This window comes from Paenibacillus sp. B-A-8, assembly GCF_048572915.1.
Taxonomy (GTDB): domain Bacteria; phylum Bacillota; class Bacilli; order Paenibacillales; family Paenibacillaceae; genus Paenibacillus_AQ.
The window spans coordinates 1,559,029-1,576,039 of sequence record NZ_CP183882.1; the positions used below are offsets into that span (position 1 = coordinate 1,559,029).

14 protein-coding genes are annotated in these 17,011 nt (G+C 49.0%); all 14 read left to right on the plus strand.

Features of this window, described 5'->3' with window-relative positions; genetic code table 11:
• Window positions 1-107 precede the first annotated feature (107 nt).
• The 14 genes from ACN6MV_RS07055 to ACN6MV_RS07120 all read left to right on the plus strand — a co-directional run bounded on the left by ACN6MV_RS07055 (window position 108) and on the right by ACN6MV_RS07120 (window position 16,757).
• Complete coding sequence (locus tag ACN6MV_RS07055) at window positions 108-1,274, plus strand: BMP family ABC transporter substrate-binding protein (RefSeq protein WP_419886004.1); 1,167 nt, start codon at window positions 108-110, stop codon at window positions 1,272-1,274.
• 109 nt (window positions 1,275-1,383) lie between these two features.
• Complete coding sequence (locus tag ACN6MV_RS07060) at window positions 1,384-2,916, plus strand: ABC transporter ATP-binding protein (RefSeq protein WP_076119944.1); 1,533 nt, start codon at window positions 1,384-1,386, stop codon at window positions 2,914-2,916.
• Complete coding sequence (locus ACN6MV_RS07065) at window positions 2,913-4,055, plus strand: ABC transporter permease (protein WP_419886005.1); 1,143 nt, start codon at window positions 2,913-2,915, stop codon at window positions 4,053-4,055. Before ACN6MV_RS07060 ends, ACN6MV_RS07065 begins: the two co-directional genes overlap by 4 nt.
• Window positions 4,056-4,058: 3 nt before the next feature.
• Complete coding sequence (locus ACN6MV_RS07070) at window positions 4,059-4,988, plus strand: ABC transporter permease (protein ID WP_042125178.1); 930 nt, start codon at window positions 4,059-4,061, stop codon at window positions 4,986-4,988.
• Between the two features lie 56 nt (window positions 4,989-5,044).
• On the plus strand, window positions 5,045-5,944 hold the full coding sequence (locus ACN6MV_RS07075) for an FAD binding domain-containing protein (protein WP_419886006.1): 900 nt from the start codon (window positions 5,045-5,047) through the stop codon (window positions 5,942-5,944).
• A 33-nt stretch (window positions 5,945-5,977) separates the two neighbouring features.
• The gene (gene pucD, locus ACN6MV_RS07080) at window positions 5,978-8,272 is read left to right on the plus strand and encodes a xanthine dehydrogenase subunit D (protein WP_419886007.1); all 2,295 of its coding nucleotides are present in this window, start codon (window positions 5,978-5,980) and stop codon (window positions 8,270-8,272) included.
• Complete coding sequence (locus ACN6MV_RS07085) at window positions 8,259-8,795, plus strand: (2Fe-2S)-binding protein (RefSeq protein WP_419886008.1); 537 nt, start codon at window positions 8,259-8,261, stop codon at window positions 8,793-8,795. The genes pucD and ACN6MV_RS07085 overlap by 14 nt, the downstream gene beginning before the upstream one ends.
• 4 nt (window positions 8,796-8,799) lie before the next feature.
• The gene (gene uraD, locus ACN6MV_RS07090; RefSeq protein ID WP_419886009.1) at window positions 8,800-9,321 is read left to right on the plus strand and encodes a 2-oxo-4-hydroxy-4-carboxy-5-ureidoimidazoline decarboxylase; all 522 of its coding nucleotides are present in this window, start codon (window positions 8,800-8,802) and stop codon (window positions 9,319-9,321) included.
• 18 nt (window positions 9,322-9,339) lie between these two features.
• Entirely contained in the window at window positions 9,340-10,290 is a 951-nt protein-coding gene (gene pucL / locus ACN6MV_RS07095) for a factor-independent urate hydroxylase (protein WP_042125186.1), read from the plus strand.
• Window positions 10,290-10,676 carry a hydroxyisourate hydrolase gene (gene uraH / locus ACN6MV_RS07100; RefSeq protein WP_042125188.1) on the plus strand — a complete coding sequence of 129 codons (387 nt, stop codon included), beginning with the start codon at window positions 10,290-10,292 and terminating at the stop codon, window positions 10,674-10,676. The genes pucL and uraH overlap by 1 nt, the downstream gene beginning before the upstream one ends.
• A 33-nt stretch (window positions 10,677-10,709) precedes the next feature.
• Window positions 10,710-12,104 (plus strand): allantoinase, encoded by a 1,395-nt coding sequence (locus ACN6MV_RS07105; protein ID WP_042125190.1) that lies wholly within the window; start codon window positions 10,710-10,712, stop codon window positions 12,102-12,104.
• On the plus strand, window positions 12,101-13,342 hold the full coding sequence (locus tag ACN6MV_RS07110; RefSeq protein ID WP_419886010.1) for a Zn-dependent hydrolase: 1,242 nt from the start codon (window positions 12,101-12,103) through the stop codon (window positions 13,340-13,342). Before ACN6MV_RS07105 ends, ACN6MV_RS07110 begins: the two co-directional genes overlap by 4 nt.
• 132 nt (window positions 13,343-13,474) lie before the next feature.
• On the plus strand, window positions 13,475-14,707 hold the full coding sequence (locus tag ACN6MV_RS07115; RefSeq protein WP_419886011.1) for a pyridoxal-phosphate-dependent aminotransferase family protein: 1,233 nt from the start codon (window positions 13,475-13,477) through the stop codon (window positions 14,705-14,707).
• A gap of 238 nt (window positions 14,708-14,945) precedes the next feature.
• The gene (locus ACN6MV_RS07120; protein ID WP_419886012.1) at window positions 14,946-16,757 is read left to right on the plus strand and encodes an adenine deaminase; all 1,812 of its coding nucleotides are present in this window, start codon (window positions 14,946-14,948) and stop codon (window positions 16,755-16,757) included.
• Window positions 16,758-17,011: the final 254 nt, after the last annotated feature.

Sequence of the window (17,011 nt, forward strand, 5' to 3'; positions counted from 1 at the left end):
AACACAAACGTATGTTATATAAATTTACGCAAGAGCCACCTCTAAGTATAGTAGAAGTACATTAATGGTTACAGCCATGATGAGAGATGATTTGGAGGAGGAGAATTATGAAAAAAAGGGGTCAGTTCATAACATCTTGTCTTGCATTAATGGTTCTGATGACAGTGGTTTTGGTGGGGTGTGGGAGCAATAATAATACTTCTTCAAATGCAAAAGCGACAGAGGCAGGAGCGGCAACAACGGCGGCAACAGAGGCAACTGCAATTACAGAGCCGGCTGTTAAGAAACCGACGGTTGCTTTTGTGTATATCGGACCTCCAGGGGATGGCGGATACACCTACCAACATGATCAAGGACGGCAGTATATGGAGAAGGAGCTTGGAATTAAAGCCGACTTTGTAGAAAATGTCCCAGAAAGTGCCGATGCTGAACGAATCATCACAGAGCTTGCACAATCACACGACATCGTGTTTACAACGAGCTTCGGATATATGGATTTTACATTGAATGTAGCGGGCAAATTTCCTAATGTGAAGTTTCTGCATGCTTCTGGTTACAAAACCGCAGAGAACATGGGGACTTACTTCGGAAAGAATTATCAAGCCAGTTATTTGAGCGGTATTGCGGCAGGGAAAATGACCAAAAACAATCAGCTAGGTTATGTCGGTGCTTTTCCGATCAGCGAAGTGATTTATAACTTGAATGCTTTTACCCTTGGCGCACAAAGCGTCAATCCTGATGTGAAGGTGAACGTGGTTTGGACGAATACATGGTATGACCCCACGACCGAACGTCAAGCGGCAATCAGCTTGCTGGATAAAGGGGCAGATGTGCTTTTGGCCTATCAGGATTCACCTGCGACACTACAGGCTGCTGCTGAACGTGGAGCTTTTGCCGGGGGGAATGATTCGGATATGAGTAAATACGCTCCGGATAATTATTTAACGAATCCAGTATGGAATTGGGGTCCTTATTACGTAAAAGCAGTGCAAGCCGTGATGGACGGAACGTGGAAAAGCGAGCAATATTCCGGCGATATGGCTGACGGCATGGTTGAGCTGGCTCCTTTCGGGAACAAAATACCTGATGATGTGAAAAAGCTTGTCGAGGACGCTAAATCCAAGATCATCACTGGTGAGCTTGAGGTTTTCACAGGCCCGATCTCAGATAACCAAGGGAATGTGAAGGTTCAAGATGGCCAAAAGCTGACCTTGGAGGAAGTGCTGGGTATGAATTGGCTTGTAAAAGGTGTGGAAGGAACTATCCCGCAATAATTTGTAACCATACTAAAAAAATGTGCACGAACTATGGGTGGGGGCGGATTCCATGAAGTGGGAACTTTCCCACCCGTACTACAACTTGAAGGAAGGAGGGGCACAGGCCATGCGGGAAACTTCAGTTGAAATGCGGGGAATTGTGAAGAAATTCGGCTCGGTAACCGCCAGTGATCAAGTCGACTTTTCGGCAAATGCGGGGGAGATTCATGCACTGCTTGGAGAGAATGGGGCAGGAAAAAGTACAGTGATGAGCATGCTGTCAGGGGTGTACAGAGCAGATGAAGGAGAAATCCTCATTCATGGAAAAGCTGCTCACATCCGTTCTCCTAAAGATGCAGCCCAGCTTGGTGTAGGTATGGTGTTTCAGAGCTTTAGGCTGGTGCAAAGTCTCACTGCTGCGGAAAATATCGTGCTTGGCGAAAAGTCGTCTTTCTGGCGTGGGCGTAAGTGGATGAAGAACAAACGCAAAGAAATAGAGGCATTAGCAGAACGGTTTGGATTGAATTTCCCGGTGGATCGTCCGATTTGGCAGCTGTCCGTTGGTGAACAGCAGCGTGTTGAAATCGTTAAGACGCTGTATCGAGGGGCTGACATTATTATTCTGGATGAGCCGACCTCTGTGCTAACCCCGGGGGAGGTGGAGCAGTTATTTGAAACGCTGCGGGTCATGAAGCAGGCTGGAAAGACGGTCATCATGACGACTCATAAAATGAAAGAGGTTATGGCTTCCTCCGATCGGATTTCCGTCATGCGCAAAGGAAAAATGATCGCTACGCTGACCACGGCGGATACGGATGAAATGGAGCTGGCTCGCCTAATGGTGGGTAAAGAAGTAACCATCACCCGGCAAGAACGGGAGGCCACTGAGGGAGACTCACTGTTAGAAGTGAAGGGCTTGGACGTATATGCCGATCATGGACGAAAAGCGTTAGATCATTTCTCGCTGAATGTATGCAAAGGAGAGATTGTTGGCGTAGCTGGGGTAGCTGGCAATGGGCAAAAGGAACTGGCCGAAGTGTTAACAGGTCTCAGGGGCTGGAAAAGTGGTGAGATTACTTTTGATGGAAACACGGTGAAATCTGCTTCGGTAAGAGGGGCAATTGATTTGGGAATCTCTCATGTCCCGGAGAACCGGATGAAGAGCGGTTTAGCCGGTCGTCTCGGATCGGTAGATAATCTTTTATTCAAATCATATCGCTCAGTGGAGCACTCTAAATATGGTTTCCTGAAGTCTGCGAAGAACCGTTCGTGGTCAGAGGAGCTGGTCCAGCGCTTTAATGTCAAAACACCTGAGCTGGATACGCCAGTACAGCAATTGTCAGGCGGTAATCAGCAGAAGCTGCTGTTTGCACGTGAGATCAGCCATCGGCCGAAGCTGATGGTCGCCGTTCATCCGACACAAGGGCTGGATGTAGGCGCCACCGCTGGTGTTCACGACCTTCTTATGGAGCTGCGCGGTTCAGGTAGTGGCGTGCTGTTAATTTCGGAGGATTTAGATGAATTACTTCAGTTGTCCGACCGGATTCTAGTGATCTACAACGGCTCAATTATTGGTGAGAGTACGCATGAGGAAGCGAATCGAGAAAGCATCGGACTGCTAATGGCTGGTATTCATAACAGAGAGGAGAGCGCCGTATGAGCCTGGAGAATGGAAGAAATACCGCAGCAGTTGTTCTTGAACCTATCCCAGCCTACTCCGGAAAACGATTCTCTCTGCGTTTGGAATACGATGCCAGCCGCATCCGTTCGCCTTGGTGGACCCCTATTGTATCTATAATTCTAGCGTTATTGCTGTGTGCCCTATTTATCGCAGCAAATGGTATGAATCCGGTAATGGTCTATGAAAAAATGTTCCGTGGCGCATTTGGCACAGCGTATGGGCTCACTGAAACGATGGTTAAAGCGATCCCGCTACTCCTATGTGGGCTTGGGATTGCTGTGGCTTACCGCATTTCTGTATGGAATATTGGAGCAGAAGGCCAGTTAACCGTTGGTGCTATGGCGGCTACCGCAGTCACGATTTATTTTCCTAATTTATCTTCATTCTGGTCTCTATCCTTAATGCTGCTGTTCGGCATTGCGGCAGGAGCGCTTTGGGGGCTACTGACTGCTATCCCCCGGACGCATTTTGGCGTGAATGAGCTGATTACTTCATTGATGCTGAATTATGTTGCTTTATTGGCACTCGATTATGTAGTATTCGGACCTTGGAAAGATCCTAAAGGGTTTAATTTCCCCGGATCGCCAATGTTTACTTCGGCTCAGTCCCTGCCTGTTCTCGGAAGTACGAGATTGCATATCGGATTGTTATTTGGACTTATCGCTGTTGTGATTTATTACTTGATGATTCGTTTCACCAAGTGGGGGTATGAGCTTCGTCTGATTGGGGCCAATCCTGTGGCTGCCAGATACGCCGGCATTCATATCAAGCGGCATATTATTATCGTCATGCTGATCAGTGGAGGGCTCGCTGGTATAGCGGGGATGGCTGAGGTCTCCGGTGTTACTCACAAGCTGATGCAAGGCATCTCTCCCGGTTATGGCTACACCGCCATTATTGTGGCTTGGTTAGCCAAATTAAACCCACTCGGCCTAATCGTTACTTCCGTCCTGTTCGGTGGCTTAATTGTCGGTGGATACAGTGTTCAGACCATTGGGCTACCCTCCTCAATTTCGGAAATGCTGCAAGGCTCTATCCTGTTTTTTCTGATTGCTGGCGATATGATTTATCGTTTCCGTATCCGCCGTAGCAGGGTTCAGCTGAAAGGGGGGAGATAATCCATGGATTTTACTACACAGCTCCTAATTGCCGCAATATCCGCAGGGACCCCGCTGCTATTAGCTACTCTTGGAGGCATTTTAAACGAACGAGCCGGCATTATACAGCTTGGAGCTGAAGGGCTGATGCTGATGGGAGCAGTCACTACTTGTATCGTGTATATTCGCTCAGGAAACCTGCTGTTAGCTCTACTGGCCACTGTAACTATAACGGCTGTGCTTGGTTTACTTCATTCTTTTCTCTGCGTGACCTTAAGGGCAAACCAAACGATGTCCGGTCTTGCCATGACTCTATTCGGCAGTGGACTGAGCGCTTATCTGGGCAAACCGATCAGTGGCATTCCTTTGCCGGGAACATCCCCTAAGCTGCATTTGGTGTGGCTGGAGAATGTTCCGGTCATCGGGAAAATATTCGGTAATATGGACTACCTGACCTGGTTCAGTCTGCTGCTAGTGCTCGCTCTGCATCTGCTAATTCACCGCACTTCTTGGGGGCTGCATTTGCGGGCAGTCGGAGACAGTCCGGCTACCGCTGACGTGATGGGGATTCGGGTACAGCTTATCCGGTATAGCTATGTGATCATCGGCGCTGCCCTCATCGGTCTGGCAGGAGCAGATATGGTTTTGGCTTACGCTCCAACCTGGAATGAAGGTCTAACTGCAGGTCGAGGATGGATTGCGGTGGGTCTTGTGATTTTCGCCAGATGGAATCCGCTGCGTGCCTTGTTCTGTGCATACTTTTTCGGGGCACTGGATTCGCTTGGCTTCCGCATTCAACTGCTGGGCAGTGCGGTTCCGCCTTATTTTCTCAAAATGATACCGTACCTTGTGACTATCCTAGTCCTGATGTACCTAGGGTATCGCAATCGCAATAAACCATCCGGCACACCGGAATCACTCGGAGTTCCTTATATTCGGGAACAAAGGTTTTAAGGCAAAGCGTAGGCGTAGAGAGACAGTAATCATGTGCTTAAAAGGAGGCGGAGTGTATGGGGGTTTTACGGGAAGAGGATGGAAGGCTATCTGATGTAATTCAGCCCCGCAGCCTGCACGAAGCTTGGGAGAGGAAAATGGCGCTCGGGGACAGTGCCCAATATGTCGCGGGAGGGACACTGCTGAGAACAGGGTGGGAAAGTGGAACAGCTCTTATACCTAAACAGCTGATTGATCTTCGGCAAATTTCAGGTCTTGCTGATATTACTCAAACTGAATTCTACTTGTCTCTGGGTGCTCTTGTTCCGCTCTCTCAGTGCCGCAGCAATGAGCATTTGCAGGCAGTGGCTCCAGCGCTGCAAGAAGCCGCACGTTGTATAGCTGCTCCGTCGGTGCGTAATCTAGCCACGCTTGGTGGCAATATCGCTTCTGGCTTCGGTGATATTCTACCCGCATTACTGGTATATGACGCTGAGTTGGTCTCCTTTGACGGTAAATTTATGACGTCATTACCGTTGACAGAATGGCTAAACAATCACTGGAGTGGGATGAAACCTGCGGCAGATCTAGTGGCTGAGATTCGCATATCACCTGCTCGCCGAGAGAATCCATTAACAGATAGACTTGAAATTTTCCGTAAGGTTGGCCGAAGGGAGGCTTTCACCCCTTCACTTGTAACGGTAGCGATATCCGCATGGATCGATACTGAACACCGTTTTCGTGAGGTTCGTATCGCAGCAGGCGGGGGGACGGGGCGTCCGCAGCGGTTAAGTAGAGCTGAAGCTATGCTTGAAGATGAGGTGTATACAGACTCGCTGCTGCCTGCTCTATATGAAGTGGTTGAGAACAGCTTCGAGACGTATGGTGATCCTTTTGCCACAGAGCTCTACAAGAAAAAAACAGCTGGAAACCTGCTTGTAGCTGAGCTTTGGAAGGTTATGAATAGGCGGAGCTAAGAGGTGAGACCCCCATGAAAGGAGCGAGGGAAAATGCTGCTGAATAAGGAATCCAGCGGAAGCCGCTGGCGTACACGGCCCGACGGAGAGGGCAAGGTATCCGGCAAGCTGCAGTATTTGACCGACATGAGAGCGGAAGAAATGTTAATCGGCCGCGTGCTCCGCAGTCAACAGGCACATGCCCGTATTTTGTCTGTGCGAATTGAGAAGGCCAGGGAGGTTCCGGGTGTACACGCTGTTATTACTCACGAGGATGTGCCCGGACTTAATGGATTTGGTATAGCTTTGCCGCATCAACCGGTGTTTTGCAGTGAACGTGTGCGTTACACCGGCGATGCGATTGCGGCAGTAGCGGCTGAGACGGATGAAATTGCGGAGTATGCCCTATCCCTTATTGAAGTGGATTATGAGCTTCTACCCTTGCTGGAGAATCCGGAAGAGGCGATGAAGTCGGACGCAGTCCTGCTGCATGCTGAGGGAAATGTACTTCATCATACGGAATACCGTAAGGGGGAACCGGAAGCTGAATTTAAGGATTGCTGCCACGTAGTGGAGGAGACGTATTATACGCCTCGCCAAATGCACACCTATATGGAGACTGAAGGCGGATTGTTTATCCCCGAAGATAACGGACGGCTTACCGTGTATTCAGCTACACAACATGGGTTGATGGATCGGATGCAGCTATCCAGAATTCTGGCTATTCCTCAAGAAGATATCCGCGTCATCTCGAGTCCTATCGGCGGGTCCTTTGGAGGAAAAGACGAGCTGAATGTACAGCCATACGGAGCACTGCTTGCAATGCTAACACTCCGTCCGGTGCGACTTCATAATTCGAGAGCTGAATCGGTACGTGCAGGACTAAAACGCCATCCCATGAAAATTACCATGAAAACTGGCTGTGACCACGAAGGCATCATCAGGGCACATCAGGTTAGAATTATTTCGGATACGGGAGCTTACGCAACGCTTGGTGCGGAGGTGCTTAACTTCGCAACAGAACATGTAATGGGCCCTTATATCATCGATCATGTGGATGTGAAAGGCTTCGCTGTATACACCAATAACGGTGTGTCCGGTGAATTCCGAGGGTTTGGCGGCAATCAGGCGATTTTCGCTTTGGAAGGACAAATCGATCGTTTGGCAGAGCGATTACAGATTGATCCGTGGGAAATGCGCCGCCGCAATCTGCGTAAATACGGTGATCTCGGTCCATTAGGTCAGGAGATTGCCCAGACCGATGGAGCCTATCAGGTGTGGGAAGCGCTGGCTGATTCGCCTCTCATGACTGAGGGAGCGTATACAGACAAAGACTCAGGCTTCGTGGAACCATGGATCGTCACCGGAACGGGTGCTGCGATAGCTATGCATGGTGCAGGACTTGGCTATGGCATCCCCGATCCGGCGGGTGGTCGGTTGTCTCTGACTCTAGAGGGCAAGATTGAGGCGGTTTTTGGTTACGAGGAGTTTGGTCAGGGTTTAATTGCAACCATGGAACAAATGCTGATTGAACAGTTTGGCTTGGCAGCAGAGGACATAAGCATCGTCATTGGAGATACGGATGTTGTACCTGATAGCGGATCTAGTACGGCTTCACGATCAACTAGCATGATGTGGATGGCTCTCAAACGGCTACGTCCAGACTTTGCCTCTCGAGTATTGCAGGCAGCTGCGACAATAAAGCCAGAGCTGGAAGACTATGAAATGAAGCTCGGCCCTGGCGGCATTTGGAAAGAAGACGGTGGTCTGCTTCTGACATACAAGGATCTGGCAGAGAGGATTTCAGAACCCATTGTCTGTAATACGAAGTTCACTTATCCAACCACGCCTTTTAAAAGAGTAGGGGCGCATTTCCTGTACACCTATTCCGCCATTGCGGTCCGGGTGGAAGTTAATCTGCTTACAGGACGTGTTCGTGTACTGGACCAATATCATACGGTAGCGGCGGGGCCGGTGGCGAATCCACAAGGGTACCTCGGGCAGATCGAAGGTGGCAGCAGTATGGCGGTGGGCTTCACCTTGTCAGAGGATGCTGTAATGTCAGGCGGCAGCTATGTCACCAAAAATTTAGACACCTATTTGGTGCCGACCATTGCCGATATGAATGGCAGCATTCAAGTGCAGCCGATAGAGGATTTGCCGGATCATGATACGTACGGTCCTCGCGGTATCGGAGAGGTGGGTTCCGTCAATTTAGCTCCGGCTGTCGCATCAGCCATATTCCAGGCTGTAGGGAAACGGGTAACCAAGCTGCCCATTGATCCCGAATGGTTGCAGTCTACACCGTTTATTCCACAAAAGGCGGTGAATATCCATGCGGAACGCTAATCCGAATTCGAATCTAAATGAAGAGAATCTTGATCCAACATCATTTGAAGAAGCTTTTACAGAAGAGAGGTTCACCTTCAGATGTCACCTTAATGGTAAAGCGATATCCACCGAGATTCCCCCTTCTCGCCGGCTTTTAGATGTTATTCGTGAAGATTTGGCGCTGACTGGAACGAAGCGCTCTTGTGAGATTGGCCGCTGCGGAGCCTGTATGGTGCTGGTGGATGGACGCCCTGTGAATTCATGTCTGGTGATGGCCTATCAATGCTCAGGTGCCGAAATTACAACGATTGAGGGTCTTAGTGAAGCGGGACTACATCCCGTTCAGCGTGCTTTTTTAGAAGAAGGCGGGTTCCAATGCGGTTATTGCACACCTGGGATGGTCATCTCGGTGGTTGCCCTGCTGGATGAGAACCCGCATCCTACTCAGGTCGAAGTGGAAGAAGCTTTATCGGGTAACATTTGCCGCTGTACAGGATATGGAGGCATTTTGCGAGCGGTTAACAAAGCTATTGGGGGATGAGTGGATGGTCATTTCTGAATGCAAGTTTACACTGGATGAAGTAAATGCCATGAGCATAACGGAGTTTGTGAAGCATCTGGGAGGGGTTTTTGAACACTCGCCGTGGGTGGCAGTGGAAGCTTATAAGCAGATCCCTTTCCATTCAATAGAGCATCTCCATAGCACAATGATGCAAACCGTACTGAATGCTGATCGTAGCCGAATGGAGGGGCTATTAAAAGCTCACCCAGATCTGGCGACTAGGCTTCAAGTTACACCTTTGTCGGCATCGGAGCAACAGGGGGCTGGACTAGATCGGCTAACAATGGAAGAGTTCAATCTGCTAAACGATCTTAATAGAAAGTATACGGATAAATTTCAGTTCCCTTTTATTCTAGCCGTTCGTGGCAAAAACAAAGATGACATCATCAGTGCCATTGGAGCACGGGTAGAGCGTTCACCTCAGGAGGAATGGGTTCAAGCTTTTTCTGAGATTGGCCTTATTACAAAATTCCGCTTAAGTGATTTAATCATTCATTCATCATAATCGGGGAGGATGTCAGCCATGCTGGAACCAATTAACGGACGTACAATGTTTTATGGAAAAAGCGATGTTCTAACTTATCGTACCTATGCCAAACCGCTGGCCGTTACCCCTGTTCCCGAATCTTCCTTCACGGGCTGCGATAACATTATATTCGCGCATAATATTACATTTGCCGTTACGGGCGAAGCCTTTCTCCCTTCTTTTTCAGAAGGGGATAATTCTATGGTCGTTGCCACCGATTCCATGAAAAATTTCATCCTGCGCAATACCGCCGACTACACGGGCAGCACAACGGAAGGGTTGCTGCAGCTTCTCAGCAGCCGGTTTATGGATAGATACAGTCATGTCACTGCAGTTTCTGTGTCCGCAGATCGGTTGCCTTTTGAACAGGTAATGGTCCCCGGAGGCGAAGGGCTTAAGCAGAGTCAATTGGTGCTGCGGCACTCCAATAATGAATCCTATTCGGCTTCGCTGACAGTAAAACGTGGAGACAATGGGTCTGAGGTTGTCGCTCATGAATGCCGTTTGAAGGACTTACAGCTTATAAAAGTGAGCGGAAGCTCGTTTTATGGATTTGTCCGTGATGAGTATACAACTTTACCGGAGAGCTTTGACCGTCCGCTTTATATTTTTCTGAATATTAACTGGACCTATAATGATGTCGAGCATGCGTTGGATGGAGATCAAGGCCAATATGTAGCTGCGGAGCACATTCGTGACATCGCCCATAGTGCTTTTCATGAACTGAACAGTCCTTCGATCCAATCGTTGATATATCAAATTGGACTGCGTGTATTGTCCCGTTTTCCACAGCTGGCTACAGTCTCGTTTGAGTCCAATAACCGGACTTGGGAAACGATTGTTGAACCTGAAGAAAGTAAAGGTGGAGTGTTCACCGAACCTCGTCCACCTTATGGTTTCCAGGGGTTTTCTGTCAGCCGTGCAGATCTGGCTGGAGAGACAGCGTAATGAGCGGGCGTCTTACCACCCATGTGCTGGATCTGTCGCGGGGGATTCCCGCTGCAGGCCTGACACTTCAGCTCTGGAAGCTAACGGAGGGTATGAGCAAGCTTCTGTGTGAAGGGATTACGAACAGTGACGGGAGGCTAAATGCTCCGCTGCTGGAAGGGAACGGGATGGAGGCAGGCTGCTATGAGCTGTTGTTTATGGTCGGCGATTACTATCGTAGTGCTGATGTGGAGAAGCCGGCAGTTGGCATAGGGAGTCCGGTAAGCTCGATGCCTTTTTTTCTAGAACAGATCCCTATTCGTTTTCACATTGGAAGCTCTACAGACCATTACCATATACCTTTGTTAGTTGCTCCTGGTGGATACAGTACGTATCGAGGAAGTTAGGGAAGGTTTGATGACCGGAGGAGGTAGCAGCTCATGAAGGAGCCCTATGAACTTGTGATTAAGAATGGGAATGTAGTCCTGCCTGATCAGGTGCTTAAGCTGGATATTGCTGTATCAGAAGGAAGGATCGTCGCATTGGGCGAGAGGCTTTCTACTGCTCCGCTGACCCAAGTTATTGATGCCGAAGGGCACTATGTTCTTCCAGGGATGATCGATATGCATGTGCACTTTAATGAGCCGGGGCTGGGACATTGGGAAGGCTTTCGCAGCGGTTCTGCGGCATTGGCAGCTGGCGGCTGCACAACCTATGCCGATATGCCGCTAAACGGCAATCCGCCTACGGTGAACGAGGCTGCACTCCATCATAAGGTGAAGGCTGCGGCTGGTAATTCCGCGGTTGATTATGTGCTGTGGGGAGGGCTCGTTCCTGGGAATCTGGATGATTTGGAAGCCTTGGCAGCTGCTGGTGTCACTGGATTTAAAGCCTTTCTCTCCAATCCCGGAGGGGAAGGCGAAGGAAGATTCCGCGAAGTGGATGAGGATACGCTTTATCAAGGGATGCAGCGAATTGCTGCTTTAGGCGGGATTCTCGCCCTTCATGCCGAAAGTGAGGCTATCACGGCAGTGTTGACTGCAGATGCAGTGCGAAACGGCAGAAGCAGTGCGCGTGATTTTGCGGCTTGCCGTCCTGCTGAGGCGGAGCTGGAGGCAGTGTCTAGGGCGTTGTTATATAGTGAACGGACGGGATGTCGGTTGCATTTTGTCCATATCAGTACTGCTGCCGCTATTGAGAAGATCCATGAGGCTAAGCTTCGAGGGCTGGACGTATCGGCTGAGACCTGTCCCCATTATCTGGTCCTTACAGAAACAGATATGGAGACTCTCGGACCTGTCGCCAAGTGTGCACCTCCGCTGCGAAGTGGGCTGGAGCAGGAGAAGTTATGGGAGATGCTGGCCCAAGGCAAAATCGATCTGATCGCTTCAGACCATTCTCCGTGTCCTACGGAGTTGAAGGTGCAAGCGGAGTTGTCTTTTTTTGAGGCTTGGGGCGGAATCTCAGGAGCGCAAAGCAGTCTTGAGCTTATGTTCCATGAAGGTGTGAATGTCCGGGGCTTGCCGGTTACATTAATCTCTCGCTTGCTTGCAGGGCAACCCGCAAAACGCTTTGGATTGGAGCATCTTAAAGGCACTATAGCGCTAGGACTGGATGCCGATTTCGTACTGCTGAATCCAAACACAACCTATACACTGGCTGCTGAAGATTTGTTCTATCGCCACAAGCACAGCCCATATATCGGAAGAACGCTATCCTGTAAGGTAGCTGCTACGATATGCCGTGGGCAGGTAGTCTATACTTCTGAAGAAGGAGTGATTGCCGAGGAAGGTGGACAGTGGCTGCGGATAAGGAAGGAGCAGTATAGTCTATGAACGATTCCAGAGTTCAAGCATCTACCCAGAAACTGCTGGAGCTGCTGGAGGAGCTGGGGGCATATACCGCGTCTGGGCCGGGAGTTACTAGATTACTATATACGAAGGAATGGAGACAGGCGCAGATTTTTTTGCAGCAAAAAATGGTTGGTTTCGGCTTAAAGGTTACTACAGATAAGGTTGGGAATGTATATGGCCGCCTGTGTGGACGCAGTCCAGAGGAAATGGTTATTTTAACCGGATCACATATCGATACCGTGGTCAATGGCGGAAAATATGACGGAGCCTATGGGATCGCCGCTGCTATGGTTGCGCTGCAAGATTTGCAGATGAACTATGGTCAGCCGAAGCGGACGCTTGAGGTTGTATCATTTTGTGAAGAAGAGGGTAGCCGGTTTCCAATTGCTTATTGGGGTTCAGGTCATGTCACGGAAAGGTATGACGGAAGTGAAGCCGCAACCTGTAAGGATGCTGATGGAATATCATTACAGGCAGCAATGGAGGAATTTAGCTTTTTGCAAGGTGTAACGGAAGGGAATGGAGCCAGAAATGATATTGGGGCGTTTGTGGAGCTGCATATCGAGCAGGGAATTATTCTGGAGAAAACAGACACGCAGATAGGCGTAGTTCAGGGTATTGTTGGACAGAGACGTTACATGGTCAAGGTTAGTGGTGCGGCTAATCATGCCGGTACAACGCCGATGTTGATGCGGCAGGATGCACTGGCTAGTGCGGTAGAGATGCTGTATGTACTAGAAGGTGCTGCTAAATTGGCTGGTGAACCTCTTGTAGCAACATCAGGCAAGCTTGAGGTGCATCCAAATACACCAAATGTGATTCCGGGTGAGGTTTTATTTACACTAGATATCCGTCACATTGAAGAGGACGATTTGGAGTGTTTCTGTGCGAAGCTTTTTTCGCGATATTATGAAATCACCGCAGAACGTGGAGTAACCTTAGAAGTTACACCTGTGCTTCATACACTCCCTGCACCTATGGATACGAAGCTCTCTACAGCACTGGAAAATATCTGTCGGCAGCAGGGTAAAACCTACCGTACGATGGTAAGTGGAGCGGGTCATGATGCTCAGCTGTTTGCACCGCGTTGCCCCACTGCGATGATCTTTGTGCCAAGTCGATCCGGTATCAGCCATTCACCGGAAGAGTACACCTCCCCCAAGCAGCTTGCTGCTGGTCTTGAGGTGCTGACTGCGATGTTATATGAGTTAGCTTATTAGAGAGTTCATGGAACTTTTAAATATAAGGAAGTATATGGTTTACTCTATACTTTATCCTTATATTTCTCGCTGAAACGGAGCCTGTCCCTTAAAGGACGGCATAGCCGTTTCTACTTGAAGGGAGAGATCATCATGAAGCGTTACGAAGATTTGTCGCCTTCCCTGCGCTGCATTATGACTCCGGGTCCGGTGGAGGTTGATCCGCGTGTGCTGCGGGCGATGTCTTTTCCGGTACTGGGGCAGTTTGATCCAGAGTTCACTCATATGATGAATGAAACGATGGAGATGCTGCGGGAGCTGTTCGCTACCCGGAATGCATGGGCTTACCCCATAGACGGGACCTCACGCGCTGGTATTGAGGCGGTGATGGTCAGCTTGATCCTACCGGGAGAACGTGTGCTGATTCCGATCTTTGGCCGCTTTGGACATCTGCTTCATGAGATTGCCGAACGCTGTGGTGCTGAGGTATTCGTTCTGGAAAAGCCATGGGGAAGTGTGTTTGAACCGGAGGAAGTGATAGCAGCTATGGAGACTTTTAAGCCAAATGTGGTGGCGATGGTGCATGGTGAGACCTCTACAGGACGGGTGCAGCCACTCGCGGAGATTGGCAGAGCCTGCCGCCGAATGGATGCTCTTTTCATAGTTGACGCAGTTGCAACTCTTGGGGGCATTCCTGTCGAAACGGATGCTTGGATGCTGGATGCGGTTGTAGGAGGTACACAGAAATGCCTGTCCGTCCCTTCCGGAATGGCACCGATAACGTATAATGATCGCGCTGAAGCTAAGCTCATGACCCGGAAGCGAGTGGAGCGTGGGATTAGAACCAGCGATGCCCAGCTTGGTGAGTTGTCTTTTGTCCGCAGTAATTATTTCGATCTAGGCATGCTTCAGGATTATTGGAGCCCGCAACGTCTCAATCATCATACAGAGATGACCTCTATGCTCTATGCACTGCGGGAAGGCCTGCGGATTGCGCTTGAGGAGGGACTGGAGGCCAGATTCGCCAGACATCTGCTCCATGAAAAAGCACTTGTAGCTGGATTAACAGCAATGGGGCTTGCGCTTTACGGTGATCCTTCCTGCAAACTTAGCGTTGTTACCTGTGTGCTGATCCCTGAGGGCATAGACGGGGAATCCGTACGCACGCTGCTGCTGGATCGGTTCGGTATCGAAATTGCCAGCTCCTTTGGAGCTCTGAAAGGAAAGATCTGGCGCATCGGCACGATGGGCTTTAGCTGCCGTACGAATAATGTGCTGCGTTTGCTTGGTGCTTTGGAAGCAGCTTTGCTACGACACGGATTTGGAGTTGCTTACGGGCTTGGTGTTCAAGCGGCACTTGACGTATATGAGGAAAACGTAAGATAATCGTTGGAATAGATGCTGGCGGGTGAGTTCATACCAGGGGGCATGTCCAGCATGTTGGACAATCTTTGGAATAAGAAAACGGCTATCATCTGCAGGGATGACGGAGCCGTTTTTTCGTACAATATCAGATATGCCAACCATGATATTAACACAGCCGATGGTTAAGCAATCCTCTATGATTATGAATCTATTCACTACATCAAGAAAGCACTTGGATACTGACGGGGGAGAGATGAAGATGACAACTTTTACAAGAAAGCCTTTAGCAGATTGTGTACCTGAGCTTGTGGCTACGGCAAGAGGAGACAAACCGGCAACACTAGTAATTACAGGTGGAAAGCTGGTTAATGTATGCTCTGGTGAAATTTTAGACGGAATGTCTGTTGGTGTGCAAGGTGGACGCATCGCTTATGTTGGGAAAGATGTGACACATATGATTGGTGAAGGAACACAGGTTATTGAGGCGAACGGCAAGTATATAGCTCCGGGACTACTTGATGGCCATTGTCATATTGAGAGCACACAGCTGACCGTTACTGAATTCTCCCGTGCGGTTCTGCCGCTGGGCACAACAGGTGGTTTCTTTGATGCCCATGAGATTGCTAACGTATTCGGGCTAAAGGGGATTCAATTGATGCTCGATGAGATGCGGGGGACGCCGTTAGCTGCTTATATGCAGGTGGCTTCTTGTGTGCCTGCGGCAGGTGCGGAATTCGAAACAACGGGAGCCTCTATAGGGCCGGAAGAAGTGGCAGAAGCTTTCACTTGGGGACCTGATGTGATTGCTCTAGGAGAAGTAATGAATTTCCCTGGCGTTGTTTACGGCGATGAAAAAATGCTTGGAGAAATTCAAGCTACGCTGCGAGCAGGCAGATTTGTAGACGGTCATTTCACATGGCCTTCCAGCGACTGGAGACTGCCAGTGTATGCGGCGGCGGGTGTGACTGGAGATCATGAATGTGTTACTGCAGATGATGTGATTGAGCGCGTTCGATTGGGGATGTATGCCAAAATGCGCCGTGGTTCAGCATGGCATGATGTGGCTAAGACAATTACGGCTCATACAGAACACGGAATTGATACACGCCGGATGATGCTGGTAACGGATGACCGCAGTTCAGAGTCTTTGCGAGATGAAGGTCATATGAATTTCGTTTTGCGTGATGCCATTGCTCAAGGTGTTAAGCCTATAACGGCTATCCAAATGGCTACTATTAATACTGCTGAACGCTTCGGTTTAGCGCGGGATATTGGTTCTATTACTCCGGGTTCTTTTGCAGATATCATTCTGCTGGACGGGAATTTGGCGGATATTAATGTAGTGCTGACGATTGCCGCAGGTGTAGTCGTTGCGGAGAACGGGGTAATGACAGCAGAGCTTGCTAAATTTACTTATCCGGAGGAAGTGTTGGCATCGGTCCATTTGCCACAGCGTCCTACTTCAGAAGACTTCATCATAACAGCTCCAATTCAAACAGGTGAACTTACTACAAGAGTTATTAAAGTAAGAGAAAATCACGTAGAGACCATTGAGCTTATGGTTCCGATACCTGTAGTGGCAGGTCAATTGAATGTAAATGCCGTAGAAGGTTTGTGCAAAATCGCTGTGCTCGAACGTCATAAAGGTACAGGCAATAAATCAGTGGCCGTTGTAGAAGGCATCGGATTTAAAGAGCCTGCTGCCATTGCGATGACAGTTGCGCATGATAGTCATAATGTACTTGTCATCGGCAATGATGATGAGCTAATGGCTAAAGCTGCCAATGCGGTGGCGGATGCTCAGGGTGGTGTCTGTATGATCACATCCAGTGGAGAAACATTATTTCCGTTGGCTATTGCAGGTCTAATGTCCACGGAACCGTTCGAAATAGCTGCCGCAAAATCAGCTGCGATCAGCAAAGCGCTATATGATGCAGGTTGTACTTTGAATTATGCGTTTATGACCTTATCGCTGCTTGCATTGGCGGTTATCCCGACGCTACGCATCACAGATAAGGGTCTCGTTCGGATCTCGCCTGAAGGCATACAGTTAGTGCCGCTTTTTGTATAACTAAAGTGAACTGAATAATACTTAAGCAAAAGACTGTTTTGAGGTCGTTTATGACCATTCAGAACAGTTTTTTTGTTGGGTAAATAAGAAACTGCAAGGTTTTTAAAATATATATATTAAACAGATGAATTAAGATTGAAACATTTTTCTAGGGAATTAATGAAAAAATATTAATAAAGCGTAGTCAGCAGACGATAATAATGTTAAATTAGATAAAAATTAAAGCGAATGAATAGCGTTAATTTTACATTATT